This window comes from Rhodoferax sp. RT4P68, from assembly GCF_056521305.1.
This window is the reverse complement of the sequence record NZ_JBWMBB010000031.1, coordinates 1-15,086: the sequence shown is the minus strand read 5'-3', so window position 1 is coordinate 15,086 and position 15,086 is coordinate 1. Positions and strand designations below refer to the sequence as shown.

The 15,086-nt window shown below is 63.5% G+C and carries 16 protein-coding genes and 1 pseudogene; 4 read left to right on the top strand and 13 right to left on the bottom strand.

Annotation, left to right across the window (positions count from 1 at the left end):
• Window positions 1-236 (top strand): hypothetical protein (locus tag AC099J_RS31235; protein WP_479619208.1); only part of this gene is annotated, 236 nt, incomplete at its 5' end.
• A 121-nt stretch (window positions 237-357) separates the two neighbouring features.
• Here AC099J_RS31235 and AC099J_RS31230 read toward each other — a convergent pair.
• From AC099J_RS31230 to AC099J_RS31210, 5 genes and pseudogenes are all read right to left on the bottom strand, one after another.
• The gene (locus tag AC099J_RS31230) at window positions 358-1,872 is read right to left on the bottom strand and encodes a sugar ABC transporter ATP-binding protein (protein WP_479619207.1); all 1,515 of its coding nucleotides are present in this window, start codon (window positions 1,870-1,872) and stop codon (window positions 358-360) included.
• Entirely contained in the window at window positions 1,869-3,092 is a 1,224-nt protein-coding gene (gene mmsB, locus AC099J_RS31225; RefSeq protein ID WP_479619206.1) for a multiple monosaccharide ABC transporter permease, read from the bottom strand. The genes AC099J_RS31230 and mmsB overlap by 4 nt, the downstream gene beginning before the upstream one ends.
• Complete coding sequence (gene mmsA, locus AC099J_RS31220; protein WP_479619205.1) at window positions 3,089-4,639, bottom strand: multiple monosaccharide ABC transporter ATP-binding protein; 1,551 nt, start codon at window positions 4,637-4,639, stop codon at window positions 3,089-3,091. The genes mmsB and mmsA overlap by 4 nt, the downstream gene beginning before the upstream one ends.
• 18 nt (window positions 4,640-4,657) lie before the next feature.
• Entirely contained in the window at window positions 4,658-5,722 is a 1,065-nt protein-coding gene (gene chvE, locus AC099J_RS31215) for a multiple monosaccharide ABC transporter substrate-binding protein (protein ID WP_479619204.1), read from the bottom strand.
• Window positions 5,723-5,760: 38 nt separating this feature from the next.
• Window positions 5,761-6,716: pseudogene (locus tag AC099J_RS31210) on the bottom strand (ABC transporter substrate-binding protein).
• Between the two features lie 142 nt (window positions 6,717-6,858).
• Here AC099J_RS31210 and AC099J_RS31205 point away from each other — a divergent pair.
• Window positions 6,859-7,821 carry a LysR family transcriptional regulator gene (locus AC099J_RS31205; RefSeq protein WP_479619203.1) on the top strand — a complete coding sequence of 321 codons (963 nt, stop codon included), beginning with the start codon at window positions 6,859-6,861 and terminating at the stop codon, window positions 7,819-7,821.
• Window positions 7,822-7,938: 117 nt separating this feature from the next.
• Here AC099J_RS31205 and AC099J_RS31200 read toward each other — a convergent pair whose 3' ends face one another.
• The 7 genes from AC099J_RS31200 to AC099J_RS31170 all read right to left on the bottom strand — a co-directional run bounded on the left by AC099J_RS31200 (window position 7,939) and on the right by AC099J_RS31170 (window position 12,270).
• On the bottom strand, window positions 7,939-8,448 hold the full coding sequence (locus AC099J_RS31200; protein WP_479619202.1) for a hypothetical protein: 510 nt from the start codon (window positions 8,446-8,448) through the stop codon (window positions 7,939-7,941).
• A gap of 3 nt (window positions 8,449-8,451) precedes the next feature.
• Complete coding sequence (locus tag AC099J_RS31195) at window positions 8,452-8,811, bottom strand: deaminase (RefSeq protein WP_479619201.1); 360 nt, start codon at window positions 8,809-8,811, stop codon at window positions 8,452-8,454.
• A 163-nt stretch (window positions 8,812-8,974) separates the two neighbouring features.
• Window positions 8,975-10,003, bottom strand: coding sequence for a DUF262 domain-containing protein (locus AC099J_RS31190; protein ID WP_479619200.1), 1,029 nt, complete (start codon window positions 10,001-10,003; stop codon window positions 8,975-8,977).
• A complete protein-coding gene (locus tag AC099J_RS31185; RefSeq protein WP_479619199.1) occupies window positions 10,000-10,623 on the bottom strand; it encodes a hypothetical protein in 624 nt (207 codons plus the stop codon). Before AC099J_RS31185 ends, AC099J_RS31190 begins: the two co-directional genes overlap by 4 nt.
• Window positions 10,624-10,708: 85 nt before the next feature.
• Window positions 10,709-10,960 carry a hypothetical protein gene (locus tag AC099J_RS31180; RefSeq protein ID WP_479619198.1) on the bottom strand — a complete coding sequence of 84 codons (252 nt, stop codon included), beginning with the start codon at window positions 10,958-10,960 and terminating at the stop codon, window positions 10,709-10,711.
• Between the two features lie 295 nt (window positions 10,961-11,255).
• A complete protein-coding gene (locus tag AC099J_RS31175; protein ID WP_479619197.1) occupies window positions 11,256-11,459 on the bottom strand; it encodes a hypothetical protein in 204 nt (67 codons plus the stop codon).
• A gap of 43 nt (window positions 11,460-11,502) precedes the next feature.
• Window positions 11,503-12,270 carry an SDR family NAD(P)-dependent oxidoreductase gene (locus tag AC099J_RS31170; protein WP_479619196.1) on the bottom strand — a complete coding sequence of 256 codons (768 nt, stop codon included), beginning with the start codon at window positions 12,268-12,270 and terminating at the stop codon, window positions 11,503-11,505.
• A 118-nt stretch (window positions 12,271-12,388) separates the two neighbouring features.
• Between AC099J_RS31170 and AC099J_RS31165 the strand changes: the two genes are divergently transcribed.
• Together AC099J_RS31165 and AC099J_RS31160 are read left to right on the top strand one after the other, a co-directional pair.
• Entirely contained in the window at window positions 12,389-13,312 is a 924-nt protein-coding gene (locus tag AC099J_RS31165) for an SMP-30/gluconolactonase/LRE family protein (RefSeq protein ID WP_479619195.1), read from the top strand.
• A 65-nt stretch (window positions 13,313-13,377) separates the two neighbouring features.
• Window positions 13,378-14,268, top strand: a complete 891-nt coding sequence (locus tag AC099J_RS31160; RefSeq protein WP_479619194.1) for an aldose 1-epimerase — start codon at window positions 13,378-13,380, stop codon at window positions 14,266-14,268.
• A 35-nt stretch (window positions 14,269-14,303) separates the two neighbouring features.
• Here the strand turns inward: AC099J_RS31160 and AC099J_RS31155 are convergent.
• On the bottom strand, window positions 14,304-15,086 hold a 783-nt coding region (locus AC099J_RS31155; RefSeq protein WP_479619193.1), incomplete at its 5' end, for an alpha/beta hydrolase domain-containing protein.

Here is a 15,086-nt window from a genome sequence, read left to right as displayed (position 1 = left end):
TATCAATGGAAGAAAAAATCCATGACCGGTTGTTGACGTGGTGGGAAGTCCCTGTAGAAAAAATCCATGACCGGTTGTTGACGTGGTGGGAAGTCCCTGTAGAAATAAAGGAGGAGGCTTTGCCCGCCTTTCCGGCCCCAGGCCGGCAAGGCGGGCAAGGCCGGGGGACATTCGCGGAGTGGAGTACACCGTCGGCGCGGGCCCACCCCGAAGCTTGGTTCCTCCTTGCAACCTGATCCCGCCCCCGGTCAAGCTGGCCACCCATCTGCAGCACGTTCAAGAAGCACGGCCGGGGGTTGTGCCAAAGGGCAAGTTGAATCCTCGTTCCCGAGAGCGCCGGCGCAGATTCGCGTTGTCTCATGTAGCCGCCGCGATCATGTCGTACACGTCGTCCTCGTTGCTGCCCGCCGGCAACTCACCCACCTTGCGCCGATCCCGCAGCACCACGATGCGGTGCGCCACACGCACCACTTCGGCAATCTCAGACGAGATGAACACCACCGCCATGCCGGCTTCAGCCAGCTGCAGAATCTGCTCCATGATTTCCTGCTTGGCGGCCACGTCGATACCGCGCGTCGGCTCGTCGAGGATCAGCAGGCGCGGCGCGGTGGCCAGCCAGCGCGCGATCACCGCCTTCTGCTGGTTACCGCCAGACAGCAGGCCGATGGGCGTCTCGATGCTGGTGGTCTTGATGCCGAGCTGCGCGACGAAGCGCTCGGCCAGCCGCGTCTGCTCGGCATGCGACAAAAACCTGCGCACGCCCATGCGCGCCTGCAGGGCCAGCGCGATGTTCTCGCGCACCGAGAGTTCGGCCACGATGCCGTCGGTCTTGCGCTCCTCGGGGCACAGGGCGAGGCCAGCAGCGATGGCGTCGGACGGGCTCGCGAAACGCACGACTTTGCCGTCGATCTGCAGGGTGCCACGGTCGGGTGTCTCCAGGCCGAATAGCAGTCGCGCGAGTTCGGTACGCCCCGCGCCCAGCAGGCCGGCCAGGCCTACGACCTCGCCTGCGCGCACCTGCAGATCGAGCGGGTAGAGTTGCGTGGCTTGGCCCAGGCCTTCCGCGCGCAGCAGCGGCGCAGCGCCCGTGTCTGCCATCGGCGGCGGCGCCGTGCGGGCCTGCGCTGCGGCCAGCTCGCGCCCCAGCATGGCCGCGATCAAAGCGGGCGCCGGCAGTTCGGCGACTGGCCACTCGCCGACCCACATGCCATTGCGCAGCACCGTGATGCGGTCGGACACGGCATAGACCTGGTTCAAAAAATGCGTGACGAAGACGATGGCCAGGCCCTCGTCGCGCAGCTGGCGCAACACGGTGAACAGCTTGCGCACCTCGTCGTCGTCCAGGCTGGAGGTGGGCTCGTCCAGGATCAGCACCTGCGCCTTCACGCCCAGTGCGCGGCCGATCGCCACCATCTGCTGGACGGCCACGGGGTAGCTGGACAACAGCCGCGTCACGTCGATGGATAGGCCGATGCGTGCCAACAGTTCGCGTGCCTGCGCATGCACGGCCGCCCAGTCGATACGGCGCCCCTGCAAGAGCCCACAGCGCGGGTAGCGCCCGGCGAACATGTTCTCGGCCACCGAGAGATTGGGGCACAGGTTCACCTCCTGGTAGACCGTGCTGATGCCCAGGTGCTGCGCGGCGATCGGCGAGCCAGGCCGCACCACCTGGCCGCCCAGCCGGATCTCGCCAGCACTGGCCGGGAACACGCCCGTCAGCACCTTGATCAGGGTGGACTTGCCCGCCCCGTTCTGGCCCATCAGTGCGTGGATTTCGCCGGGGTAGAGCTTGAGCTGCACATCGCGCAGCACCTCGATGTCGCCGAAGCGCTTGGTGATGCCCGACAGCTCCAGAATGGGCTGAAGGCTCATGCCTTGTTCTTGTAATACACGTCCACGAACACGGCCGCCAGCAGCACCAGCCCCTTGATGACCTGCTGGTAGTCGATGCCGATGCCCAGGATGGACATACCGTTGTTCATCACGCCCATGATGAAGGCGCCGATGACCGCGCCCATGACCTTGCCCACGCCACCCGAGGCCGAGGCCCCGCCGATGAAGCAGGCCGCGATCACGTCCAGCTCGAAGCCCAGGCCGGCCTTGGGCGTGGCCGTATTTAGCCGCGCCGCGAACACCAGGCCCGCCAGCGCGGCCAGCACGCCCATGTTCACGAAGGTGAGGAAGGACAGGCGCTTCGTGTCGATGCCCGACAGACGTGCGGCTTTCTCTTTGCCGCCCAGCGCGTAGACGCGCCGGCCGATGGTGGTGCGCCGCGTGACGAAGTCGAACAGCAGGATCAAGAGCGCCATCACCACCAGCACATTGGGCAGGCCGCGGTACGAGGCCAGCAGCCACGAGAAGCCGATCAGCAGCGCGGCGAACACGCAGGTCTTCGCCACGAAGAAGCCACCCGGCTCGCTGGTGATGCCGTGGGCGCGCTGGCGCTGGCGTGCGCGCCAACCCGTCCACGCGAACAACAGCGCTGCGGCCACGCCCAGCAACAACGTGAAGACGCGCAGGCTCTGCTGCCCCGGCGTGGGCGGCGCGGCGAACGGGTCAGGAATGAAGCCTGAGCTCAGGCCCTGGAAGACCTCGGGAAACGGCCCCACCGATTGCCCTGCCAGCACGGCCAGCGCCAACCCCTTGAACACCAGCATGCCGGCCAGCGTGACGATGAAGGACGGGATGCGCGCATAGGCCACGAACCAGCCCTGCGCCGCGCCGATCAGCCCGCCGACGACCAGGCAGGCCAGCGCGGCCGGCAGCACCGGCCATTCGTACTGCACCATCAGCACGGCTGCCACGGCTCCGACGAAGCCGCAGACCGAACCAACCGACAGGTCGATGTGCCCGGCCACGATGACCAGCAACATGCCCAGCGCCATGATGACGATGTAGCTGTTCTGCAGCACCAGGTTGGTCAGGTTCAGCGGCTGCATCAGCGTGCCGTCGGTCATGACCTGGAAGAACACCATGATCGCCACCAGGCTCAGCAACATGCCGTATTCGCGGAAGTTGTGGCGCAGGTAGCTGCCCAGGGTGGGCGCTTCAGCGGCGGGCGCGGTGCGGGTGGGCAAGGTGTCTTCGGTCATGTCTCGGCTTCTTGTTGTTTCGGCGCGTGGGCCTTCAGGATCGCAGCCATGATGCGTTCCTGCGAAGCCTCGACCGTGTGCATCTCGGCCACGAAGCGGCCCTCGTTCATCACGTAGATGCGGTCCGAGATGCCCAGCAGTTCGGGCATCTCCGACGAGATCACGATCACGCAGCGGCCTTGCGATGCGAGTTCTGCAATCAGCGCGTAGATCTCGTACTTGGCGCCGACGTCGATGCCGCGTGTGGGCTCGTCCAGGATCAGCACTTTCGGCTCGGTGAACAGCCACTTGCCCAGCACCACTTTCTGCTGGTTGCCACCCGAGAGATTGACGGTTTTCTGCAGCACATTGGGCGTGCGGATGCGCATGGATTTGCGGTAGCGCTCGGCCACCGCGTGTTCCTGCTCGCTGTCGATCACGCCGCCACGCGAGACGCCGGGCAGGTTGGCCAGCGAGGTGTTGAACTGGATGCTTTCGTCCAGCACCAGGCCCGCGCCTTTGCGGTCCTCCGTCACGTAGGCCAGGCCTTGAGCGATGGCCTTGCCGACCGTGGACACATCGACCGGCGCGCCCTCCATCAGCACCTGCCCGCGCACCTGCCGGCCCCAGCTGCGGCCGAACACGCTCATGGCGAACTCGGTGCGGCCCGAGCCCATCAGCCCGGCGATGCCGACCACCTCACCGTGGCGCACGGTGAGGCTCAGGTCTTTCAGAAAATCGCGGTCCGCGTGCTCGGGGTGCCGGGCCGACCAGTTGCGCACCTCGAAGCCCACGGCGCCGATCTTCGGCGCGCGCGGCGGATACCGGTCGGCCATCGCACGGCCCACCATGCCGCGGATCACGCGGTCTTCGCTGACCGGCGTGCCCTGACAGTCGATGGTCTCCACGCTGCTGCCGTCGCGCAGGATGGTCACCGAATCGGCCACGCGCGCGATCTCGTTGAGCTTGTGTGAAATGAGGATGCAGGTGATGCCCTGCGCGCGTAGGCCGATCAACAGATCCAGCAGCGCCTGGCTGTCGTTCTCGTTCAGGCTGGCCGTGGGCTCGTCCAGGATCAACAGGCGCACCTTCTTGGACAGCGCCTTGGCGATCTCCACCAGTTGCTGCTTGCCCATGCCCAGGTCACCGACAGGCGCCTCGGGCGATTCGCGCAGGCCCACTTTGGCCAGCAGGGTCTGCGTGCGTTGGTGCGCGGCGATCCAGTCGATCACACCGCGCGTGGCCACCTCGTTGCCCAGGAAGATGTTCTCGGCAATCGAGAGCATGGGCACCAGCGCCAGCTCCTGGTGGATGATGATGATGCCGGCCGCCTCGCTGTCGTGGATGCCGCCGAAGCGCTGGGGCTGGCCGTCGTAGACGATCTCGCCTTCGTACTCGCCGTGCGGGTACACGCCCGACAGCACCTTCATCAGCGTGGACTTGCCAGCGCCGTTCTCACCCACGAGGGCGTGGATCTCGCCCTCGCGGATGTCCAGGTCGACCCGGTCCAGCGCCACGACGCCGGGGAAGGTCTTGCGGATGGCCCGCATCTCCAGCAGCGTGCGCATGGCCGTTCGCCTGCGGGCTTACTTGATCTGCGAAGCCTTGTAGTAGCCGCTGCCGACCAGCGTCGCCTCCCAGTTGGTCTTGTCCACCGTGACCGGCTTGAGCAGGTACGAGGGCACGACCTTCACGCCGTTGTTGTAGGTCTTGGTGTCGTTGACCTCCGGCGTCTTGCCCGAGACCACGGCGTCCACCATGTTGGCTGCCACCTTGGCCAGCTCGCGCGTGTCCTTGAAAATGCTGGAGTACTGCTCGCCGCGCAGGATGGACTTGACCGATTGCACCTCGGCGTCTTGCCCACTCACCACGGGGCAAGGCGTCTGCTTGCTGCAGTAACCCACGCCCTTGAGCGACGACAGGATGCCGATGGACAGGCCATCGTAGGGCGACAGCACGGCATCGACCTTGGCATTGCCGTAGAAGGCCGACAGCAGGTTGTCCATGCGCGCCTGCGCGACGGCGCCGTCCCAGCGCAGCGTGCCCACCTTGTCCATGCCCATCTGCTTGCTGCGCACCACCAGCTTGCCGCTGTCGATGTAGGGCTTGAGCACGCTCATCGCGCCGTCGTAGAAGAAGAAGGCGTTGTTGTCGTCAGGCGAGCCGCCGAACAGCTCGATGTTGAACGGGCCCTTGCCCTGCTTGAGGCCCAGCGCGTCGACGATGGAGCCGGCCTGCAGCACGCCGACCTGGAAGTTGTCGAACGTGGCGTAGTAGTCCACGTTCTTCGAGCCCTTGATGAGCCGGTCATAGGCGATGACCTTCACGCCCTTGTCGGCTGCGTTCTGCAGCGCCTTGGACAACGTGGTGCCGTCGATGGAGGCGATCACCAGCACCTTGGCGCCCTTGGTCACCATGTTCTCGATCTGCGCGAGCTGGTTGGGGATGTCATCGTCGGCGTACTGCAAGTCGGTCTTGTAGCCGCGCTCCTTGAGGACCTTGACCATGTTGTTGCCATCGTCGATCCAGCGGGCCGATGACTTGGTGGGCATCGAGATGCCAACCATGCCCTTGTCCTGGGCCTGCGCCCAGGGGGTGAGGGCCAGCACGACGGCGCAGGCTGCGAGGGTCTTGAGGAAAGTGCGCTTCATGGGATGTCTCTTGTTGTGGGTTCGTGGAAAGGCAGCGATCAATACTTGCGCTTGGGGAATTCGGCGGCTGCGGTCTCCATCGGGAAGATGCTCTCGACCGTCTCGATGCGCTTGGGAATCGTCTTGCCGGCCAGGATGTCCCTCACCGCCGTCATGAGCTGCGGGCCCAGCAACGGGCTGCATTCCACCGACACATTGAGCTTGCCGGCGATCATGGCTTCGAAGGCGCCCTTCACGGCGTCGATGGAGATGATCACGATGTCCTTGGCGGGCTTGAGGCCGGCCTCTTCGATGGCCTGGATCGCGCCGATGGCCATGTCGTCGTTGTGTGCGTACAGCACATTGATCTTCTTGCCCTCGGCTTTCAGGAAGGCTTCCATCACCTCCTTGCCCTTGGCGCGCGTGAAGTCACCGGTTTGCGAGCGCACGATCTTGAACTTCGGGTCGGCCTTGATGACTTCTTCGAAGCCCTTCTTGCGGTCGATGGCAGGCGCCGAACCGACCGTGCCCTGCAGCTCGACGATGCGCACTTCGCCGGCCTGGCCCTTCATCTTGTCGACCAGCCAGCGGCCAGCCTTGCGGCCTTCTTCCACGAAGTCCGAACCCATGAAGGTCACGTAGAGCGAGGTGTCCTTGGAGTTGACGGCCCGGTCGGTCAGCACCACCGGGATCTTGGCGGCCTTGGCCTCGCGCAGCACGTTGTCCCAACCCGATTCGACGACGGGCGAGAAGGCGATCACGTCGACCTTTTGTGCGATGAAGGCGCGGATGGCCTTGATCTGGTTCTCCTGCTTCTGCTGCGCGTCGGAGAACTTCAGCTCGATGCCCGCGTCCTTGGCGGCGGCGATTCCGTATTGGCGGTTCGCCATTCGCTTTCGGCACCGACCTGGCTGAAGCCCAGGACGATCTTCTTCTGGGCGAACAGCGGGCCATGCAAGCCAGCGGCGGAAAGGGCTGCGGCAGCAGCGACGATGTGGCGACGGGTGATAGGCATCGGTTTGTCTCCTTGTGGCATGCGTGGACGCCGGAAGGTGGCTGGTTGCCAACGCACGGTTCGCAGTGTAAGAATTAAACGTGTATCTATCCAATAGTATTTTGATGAAAACAGATATCGTTAAGCACATCGGGCAAACCCTGTGACGGCGGCGACCGAGCATGCGCACTGGTTCCTGCGCGCGCGGCTGAAGACGCGGCAGTTGCTGCTGCTCGCGGCCCTGGCGGACGAGGGCAACATCCACGCTGCGGCACGCCTTCTGAACATGACGCAGCCGGCGGCGTCCAAGCTGCTCAAGGACCTGGAGGACATGCTGGAGGTGCCGCTGTTCGAGCGTCTGCCGCGCGGCATGCGGCCCACCTGGTATGGCGAGACCATGATCCGCCATGCGCGCGAGGCACTGGCCAGCCTGAACCAGGCGCACGAGGAACTGACGGCGTTGAAGGCGGGGCGCTACGGCCAGGTCGGCGTGGGCGCCATCACCTCGCCGGCGCTGGCGCTGCTGCCCTCGGCCATTGCCATGGTCAAGCGCGAGCAGCCCAGCCTGCGCGTGGTGCTGGAGATCGAGACCAGCCCGGTGCTGCTGGAGCATCTGCGCCAGGGCCGGCTGGACATCCTGGTCGCCCGCTTCTTCGCCGAAGAAGACAAGTCCAACCTGCGCTACGAGCCGCTGACTGGCGAGCCCGTGTGCGCCGTGGCGCGGCCGGGGCACCCGCTGGCCGCTGCGCAAGGCCTGGGGCTGGCCGATGTGGTGAACGCCAGCTGGATCGTGCCGCCGGCCGGCAGCGTGCTGCGGCACCGCTTCGAGCTGATGTTCCAGGAGGCGGGGCTCAAGCCGCCGATGGACGTGATCGAGACGGCGGCGCTGCTGTTCATCACGCGCATGCTGCAGCAAAGCGACATGCTGTGCGTGGTGTCCACCGAGGTCGCGCGCTACTACGCCGCCCACGGCATCGTGACCATCGTGCCGCTGGAGATGCCCTGCCACATGGACGATTTCGGCTTCATCACGCGCAGCGACCGCATGCTGTCGCCGGGGGCGCAGCTGCTGATGAAGGCGTTGAAGACGGCATGTTTGCCGGTGTATGGGCGGAAGGTGGAGTGAAGGGCGGATGGGCTTTCACTTATGACGCCCAACGCGCAGCTTGAGCCGCAGCCTTGTCCGAGCGAAGTGTAGGCAAGGACGTCGGCTCGAAGCTGTTGTTGGTCGGCAACGCGCCATTCATGGCTCTTGCGCAAAGAGGCTCTCCAAAGGGCCACTGATATCTATTACTCGGATTTCATAAGAAAAGGAGACCTCATTACGGTCATCTCCTCGATCCAATGAAAGAACTTGCTCGACCCTCACGGCGGCGAAGATTTGCTCTCTATTGCCGCGAAAAATTACGACATCTCCTTCATTCGCAGTGACGGCATGCTTTTCTGGAACAAAATCCATCGCGGATGGATCATCGATCTCATCAAGTGCTTTTGCGTAACGAGCGAGAGCAATCTTTCCCTGCTCCGAATATGCGTGAATCACGCCGGACGCTGCATGTGACCATTTCGTATCGATGGTTATGGGCGGTTCGCCAATAGAGAAAATAGGGGATCGGACGTAATCGAAGGTCGCCAATCCGCTGCGATTTCTGTTGGATCGATACTGTTCTAGGAATGGCCTGTTCATATCCCGCAACTCGTTACGCAGATCTGCCGGAAAGTCCCGCAGAATAACGCCAGCGTCTCGCAGCATTTTTCAACCCTCTCTGTAGATCTTGGGATTGGGGTCGTAGAGGCCAATGTAAACAGTGCCAATCCCTTGGTCTATCAAGCGTTTCGCGCATGCGATCTTTGGCTGGTTTCTACGGCTGCACGGTTCAAGGGTTGTGTAGACCACGGCGCCTTGCAAATCTGCCCCATTAGCAGACTCAATTGCACACTTCTCAGCGTGGTTCCCAGGGGCGCACTGGCCGCGAAAGGCCGAGGCGACTTCGACACCGTTCTTGACGATTACTGCCCCAACAGCAGGCGTCGGATCGTTTCGGTTCGATTCGGATACTGACTGGGCTGCGAGTTCAACAGCCTTTCTCATCCACTTGTAGTGTTCTTCGATCATTTACTGATTAGCTCCAGCACTCGGCTTTTTCTGCCGCCCAACGTTTGAGCTGAGCCGCCTGCGGAGGCAAAGCGCAGTTGACTCAGAATGAAATGATGGGCAATTGCGCCTTACCGGAGCAGGTCGGCTCCAACGAAGGGTTAGGCGTCATTCTCCGCATTGATCAGAGTAGGCCTTGCTTCTCTAGCGCCTGCTTTGGTTCGACATTGGCGAGAACGGCTTCCATCACTACGCCCCTTCGAATCCTATTGAGTCGGTCATTCGAAGCTTGTATGGATGCCTTTGCATACATAGAAATCGCGGGATCATTAGAGTCCATGCCCTCGTCATCGACCTTACGAAATAACTTCTCAAGGCGCTCCACTGTCTCAGTTGGTGACGGCGCATTTCCGCTTTGGAGGGCAATATCCAGTTGGACTAGGGAAGTGAATAGGTCAGACTTCTTCCAGATCCTGGATCGGCTAGAAAACCCGCACTCGTCTATGAATGCGATAGTAGCGGCGAGACGTTTGCTCACTTCATCGCGCTGGGGGAATTGGTCGTTGTAGTCCCCTAAAAACTCCTCAAACAGGTCATCTCGATTGAAGTAACCGGCTAGGTAGGTGATCAGGACCTGCAGTATGAACCGAACGTCTCCCATGCGCTTGATATCCGTACTTCGAAAGACCTTGTGGGTATCGAAGAAGTCGTTCTCTGCAAATGCTGCGGCCAGACGCATGAGCTCGCCTGCGTAAACAGCATTATTTACCTCAACTTCATTGAGATCGTATTTCGTAGAGTTTATACGTTTGAAGACTTCGATAATCTGATCGACTGTGACCGAGCCCAGGTCTCTGACAGCTACGTCGTAGTTGAGAAATTCTTCCTTCTGCTCTCGCTCCAGCGCCGCATAAGGCGGGATGGTCGCACCGGAGGTATTCGGATCACCTTGGAAGTACGCCACGATAGTGGTAACTCGCTGCTGACCATCAACTAGGAGTTGGGTTCCTTCTCCCGTATCAACATTGACCGCTCCATTCGCAACGTATATCTCAGGAAAGGGATACGACCGAAGAATTGTATCGATGAAGCGAATCTTGTCAGAAGAGGTCCATACCAAGCGTCGTTGGAAATCGGGCCGCGGTACAAGCTTGCCCTCTTTAGTCAGAGTAATGATATGACGAACTTTAAGGCTTGAAGGGGATGTTTTCATGCGACGCGCTCTGCCTGTTGAGCGGCGATTACGCCGCGTTGCTGGTAGATTTTCAGGAAGTAGATAGAATGGAATATTCCGCACCGGAGCTTCTTATACCTAAAGTGCGGAGATCGGGAAGCTTCGTTGATGAGCTCCTTCCAGTCCGTACATCTTTGCGGTGCTGCCACGGGGAATTTATCGGGGCGTATCCACCCATGTAGCATGTAAGCAGACAAGTCCGAACGCCAGGGAAAACTGGATTGATTCACACCATATCTGGCAAGATCATGCCACAGCTTGCCATAAAGCGTTGGACTGACGATTGCGACATCGATGTCTGATTGGCCTGGGCGATACGCACGGTAAGCAGGCTGATACGGCCGGCCCTCTCGGCCTGGTTTGTCGAGGAAGGCGAAGCCCAGCTTTGCTGATCCAACAACTACTGTCGAAAGCGATTGCCCATTTGCAAGGTCAAATTTTGCGCGAATGCGCGACTCCAGATCGGCCAGAGCTTCCGCAGTCGTGTGCGGCCCTGGCTCGTTCGTAAGGATGAACTGCTCGACGATTTCTTCCGAGGGCAATCGAAGCAGTTGGATTCGAAATTCCGCAGGTGTCATCTGTTTGAATGGCTGCTTCAAGTAGGGGCGGTGTGTTTATGGCGCCCAACGTTTGAATTCAGCCGACCAGCCAGCGGAGCTGGCGCAGGTCGGCTGCAATGAGAGGTTAAGCAGAAAGACCAAAAACATACTTGGCGACAACGATTGCTAGCAATTCAAGCAAGAATAAGCCGTAGCAACTCCGGATTGCAAACGCCGCCGCCGGCTTGGTTTTCGCAAGCTCACTTAACACATTCGCATAGTGCGTAGCCGGTTTGCCCAAGAAAAACTTTTCATTCGCTCGCGTCACGGCAATGATGACGAACGTTTGCAAGGCCATAAGGCCGACGACGACGAGAACTAGGGTCTTTAACGACATCGCCCCTGCTTAACGTGTTGTCGAGCGTGATACGCAGCGCTTGATCACATCCAACCGTGCCGTAACAGGGTGGCTCCATCCGGCGCCAAGTATTTGATACATAAGATTTTTTCTTGAATACAAGTGCTGTTCATCCAGTACGAAAACTGCCGTGAAGTAGCGCCCTTGTTACATGTCTGTACAGGGAGCGCGCCCGATCTTGCCACGGGCACCAGCTGCCGGCGTCAACCAAGTTGCGCAGGGCACGCACCCTGTGGCGGCATGCATGCTGCGAGCGGCGGCACAGCCCAGCTTTTCATGAAACGCCCTTCGCGACATGGCCCACATCTCTGGCGCGCGTGATGTCGCCAATCGCTTTGGCAATGCCGGCGGCGGCGTCCGGCGCTTCGTCGAGCCAGGCATCGAGGTAGGCCACCATCTCCTCGGGCGTGCGCAGATGGTCTGCCACGTCGTAGGGAGTCACTCGCGCCTTAGCCGTCTTGGTGGCGGTTCTGGGCATGGCGTCTACCCCTGGAAACTCTTGGCGAGCTGGACGGAAAAGCTCACACCCAGCCCGCGTCCACCTTGAACTCCTGGGCCGTGCACATCGCCGCATCGTCCGACGCGAGGAACAGCACCATGGCCGCGATGTCGTGTGGCGCCAGCTTGCCCGGCAGGCACTGGTTGCGCGCCAATTCCTTCTCGCCCTCCGCGTCCAGCCACAACTTGATCTGCCGCTCGGTCATGACCCAGCCCGGCGACACGGTGTTGATGCGGATGCGGTCGGCGCCCAGCGTGCGCGCCAGCCCGCGTGTGAGGCCGTTCACCGACGACTTGGCGATCGCATAGACCGGGTAGCCCGTGCCCTTGCCCTGCCAGCCGGTGGAACCCAGGTTGATGATCGAACCCGCGCCCAGCCGGCGCATGCCCGGCACCACGGACTGGATCGCGAAGAAGGCCGGCCGCTCGTTGATCGCGATGCGCTCGTCGTAGTAGGCCGGCGTGACCGATTCCAGCGTGTGGCGGTCGTCGCTGGCCACGTTGTTGACCAGCACCGAGAAGTCGCCCAGCGCGGCCTGTGCATCGGCGATGGCGGCCTGCAGCGCGCCGATGTCGCGCACGTCGCAGGTGCGCCACCAGACCGTGTCGAATCCCGCCCCTTCCACTGCAGTGGCCAGTGCCTGACTGGGCTCGGCCGCGATGTCGACGAAGGCCACGCGCGCGCCCTGCGCTGCCAGCGCGCGGACGATGGCCGCGCCGATGCCGCTGCCGCCCCCGGTGACGAAGCAGTTGCGCCCGAGCAGGCTGGGGTATGAGGAAGTTTGGCGCATGGTGTTGGCTCCGGGCTGGTGTTCTGACATACTGAAATTGATATCGATTATTTTCGATCTCATGTCTTTTCATGATGACTGTGCCTTGATACGATCCGCCGCGTCAAGCCCTTCTCCCATGCCTGCCGTTGCTCCCTCCCCACTGCCCGCGCCCCGTGTGCTGTCGCCCCCGCGTTGCCTGTGGGACGCCGGCGCCTCGCTCGGCGAGGGCGCGCTGTGGTCGCCGCAGCACCAGGCACTGTGGTGGGTCGACATCCTGGGCCGGCGCCTGCACCGCTGGCAGTGGCCTGATGGAGCGCGCGCCCAATGGGAGTTCGACGACGAGGTGTCGGCCGTGGCCGAGCGTGCCGATGGCGCCGGCCTGCTGCTGGCGCTGCGGCGCGGTGTTGCAACCTTCGACCCGGCGAGCGGCCGGCTGACCGCATGGCACCGGCCTGCAGGCGAGCCGCCGGGCAACCGCTTCAACGACGGCAAGTGCGATGCGCAGGGCCGCTTCTGGGCCGGCAGCATGGACTTCGATTGCGTGGCGACCACGGGCGCGCTGTACCGCTTCGACGCGGATGGCAGCTGCACCCGGCACGACAGCGGCTTCGCCGTGACGAACGGCCCGACCTGGTCACTGGACGGACGCACCATGTACTTCAACGACACCGTGCAGGGCATGGTGCTGGCGTATGACGTCGACGCTGCGGCCGGCCGCGTGTCGCGCCGCCGGCCCTGGCTGCGCCTGGCAGCGGACGACGGCGTGCCGGACGGCATGTGCACCGATGCGGCCGGCCGCGTGTGGATCGCGCACTGGGGCGGCGGCTGCGTCAGTTGCCACGACCCCGACAGCGCGGCCGAACTGTGCCGCGTCGCCCTGCCCGCGCGCCAGATCACCAGCTGCGCGTTCGGCGGGGCGGACCTGCGCACGCTGTTCGTCACCAGCGCCGCGACCGGGCTGGGCGCTGCAGCCCGCGCTGCGCAACCCTTGGCCGGCGCCCTCTTCGCGCTGGAGTTGGACAGCCCCGGCCGGCCAGCCCATCGGTTCGGCACCGCATGAACGTGCGCCGCGCCGCCACCGGCCAGCGCGCAGCGCAACGCGACTCGACACCTGAAGGATCTGCCGTGACCCACCCCATCGCCTGGCTGCGCCATGCCGGCCAGGAACTCGGCCTGCTGCCCTCGCTGGGCGGCGCCGTCGCGGCCTGGCGCTGCACGACGCCGGACGGCCCGTTCGACCTGTGGCGCCCCTGGGACGGCACGCCCGACCTGTACCGCACGGCATCGTTCGCGATGCTGCCATGGTCCAACCGCATCAGCCAGGGCGGCTTCACGCAGGACGGGCGCTTTCACCCCATGCGGCCGAACCGCGCGGGCGAGCCCTACCCGATCCACGGCGACGCGTGGCTGCAGCCCTGGGCCCTGGTGCAGCCGGCGGAAGACACCGTGCGCATGACACTGCAATCGCATCACTTCGACGGCAACCCCTACGCCTACGCGGCCACCCAGACCCTGCGCCTGGTGCAAGGCGGGCTGGACCAATCAGTCGAGGTGCGGCATCTGGGCGATGCGCCGCTGCCCTACGGCCTGGGGCTGCACCCGTGGTTTGCGCGCACGCCGGGCCTGCGCGTGCAGGCCGGCGTGGATGGCGTGTGGCTCAGTGGCGACGACCCGATCCCGACCGGCCACACGCAGGCGTTGCCCGCGGACTGGGACCTGAACGCCGGCATTCCAGCGCACGGCAGCTTCATCGACAACGGCTACAGCGGCTGGCAGGGCCAGGCCAGCTTGCACTGGCCCGAGCACCGGATGCGGCTGCACCTTGCCACGCCCGAGCCGGATGCCGGCGCGTCCTGCTGCCTGGTCTACCGCCCGCCCCAGGGCCCGGCGCTGTGCTTCGAACCGATCACGCACCCGATCGATGCCTTCCACATGCCGGGGCGCCCGGGGCTGCGGGTGCTGGCGCAAGGGGAGTCGATGCGCCTGGCGCTGCAGTGGCGCTTCGCGCAGGACTGACGCGCGGGCTTGTCGCCGCAGCAGCGGACGGCACGCTACGGCAAGACCCCTTGCGTCAAAGCCTGCTCGATGCGCAGCACCGCATCGCGCTGCAACAAAAAGCGCTCGGCCACCAGGTCGTTGGCCGCCCGCGTCACCGCGGCCACATAGCCGGCCTGGTTGCCATACAGCGACTCCAGTGAAGGCCGCGTGTCGCCCGCCGAGATGCGGTCGAACTCGGTGGTGTGGAACGGAATGAAGCTGCCCGTCAGGTTGGACAGATCGACGATGCCGGGTGTCGCGACGTAGTTGAACTCGATGCTGGTACCCAGCGGCGCACGTGCTTCGACGCTCTTGATGCCAGCCTTCGCCAGCCCCGTGGTGGAGTCCACCTGCGGCACGAGGATGGCGTAGTCGCGGCCGGTGGTGTAGGGCGGCAGCAGCGTTGCGATGCCGGATTCGTCCTGCGCGATGTACTGCGGTCCGAAGTCGAGTAGCGGAAAGCTGTTGTAGCGCGCCAGGTAGTTGAAGTCGGGGATGGCGTCGTAGCCGCCGACGTTGACCAAGGCGTTGCCGTCCAGGCCGTTAGCGATCAGGAAGCCCTGCACCAGCTGCGCCCTACGGACGGGATCTGGTTCGATGCTCGCGAACTGGAGGTACAGCAGGTCATACAACGGCCCCACACTGATCGGGTCCGTGCGCAACCTCAGGCCCTTCATGACCGGGAATACCAGCTGGTCCGGCCGGGCCAGCGTGCCGTCTGCCAGCTTGGGGACCTGGCTGGCTGGTGGCGCGGTGTCACGCACGACCCAATCCTCCAGCGCGACGAACAGCGCACG

Coding starts and splice junctions, on each gene's coding strand:
- AC099J_RS31230 (WP_479619207.1), bottom strand. CDS start 1,872: ATGAGCCTTCAGCCCATTCTGGAGCTGTCGGGCATCACCAAGCGCTTC.
- mmsB (WP_479619206.1), bottom strand. CDS start 3,092: ATGACCGAAGACACCTTGCCCACCCGCACCGCGCCCGCCGCTGAAGCG.
- mmsA (WP_479619205.1), bottom strand. CDS start 4,639: ATGCGCACGCTGCTGGAGATGCGGGCCATCCGCAAGACCTTCCCCGGC.
- chvE (WP_479619204.1), bottom strand. CDS start 5,722: ATGAAGCGCACTTTCCTCAAGACCCTCGCAGCCTGCGCCGTCGTGCTG.
- AC099J_RS31200 (WP_479619202.1), bottom strand. CDS start 8,448: ATGCTGCGAGACGCTGGCGTTATTCTGCGGGACTTTCCGGCAGATCTG.
- AC099J_RS31195 (WP_479619201.1), bottom strand. CDS start 8,811: ATGATCGAAGAACACTACAAGTGGATGAGAAAGGCTGTTGAACTCGCA.
- AC099J_RS31190 (WP_479619200.1), bottom strand. CDS start 10,003: ATGAAAACATCCCCTTCAAGCCTTAAAGTTCGTCATATCATTACTCTG.
- AC099J_RS31180 (WP_479619198.1), bottom strand. CDS start 10,960: ATGTCGTTAAAGACCCTAGTTCTCGTCGTCGTCGGCCTTATGGCCTTG.
- AC099J_RS31175 (WP_479619197.1), bottom strand. CDS start 11,459: ATGCCCAGAACCGCCACCAAGACGGCTAAGGCGCGAGTGACTCCCTAC.
- AC099J_RS31170 (WP_479619196.1), bottom strand. CDS start 12,270: ATGCGCCAAACTTCCTCATACCCCAGCCTGCTCGGGCGCAACTGCTTC.
- AC099J_RS31165 (WP_479619195.1), top strand. CDS start 12,389: ATGCCTGCCGTTGCTCCCTCCCCACTGCCCGCGCCCCGTGTGCTGTCG.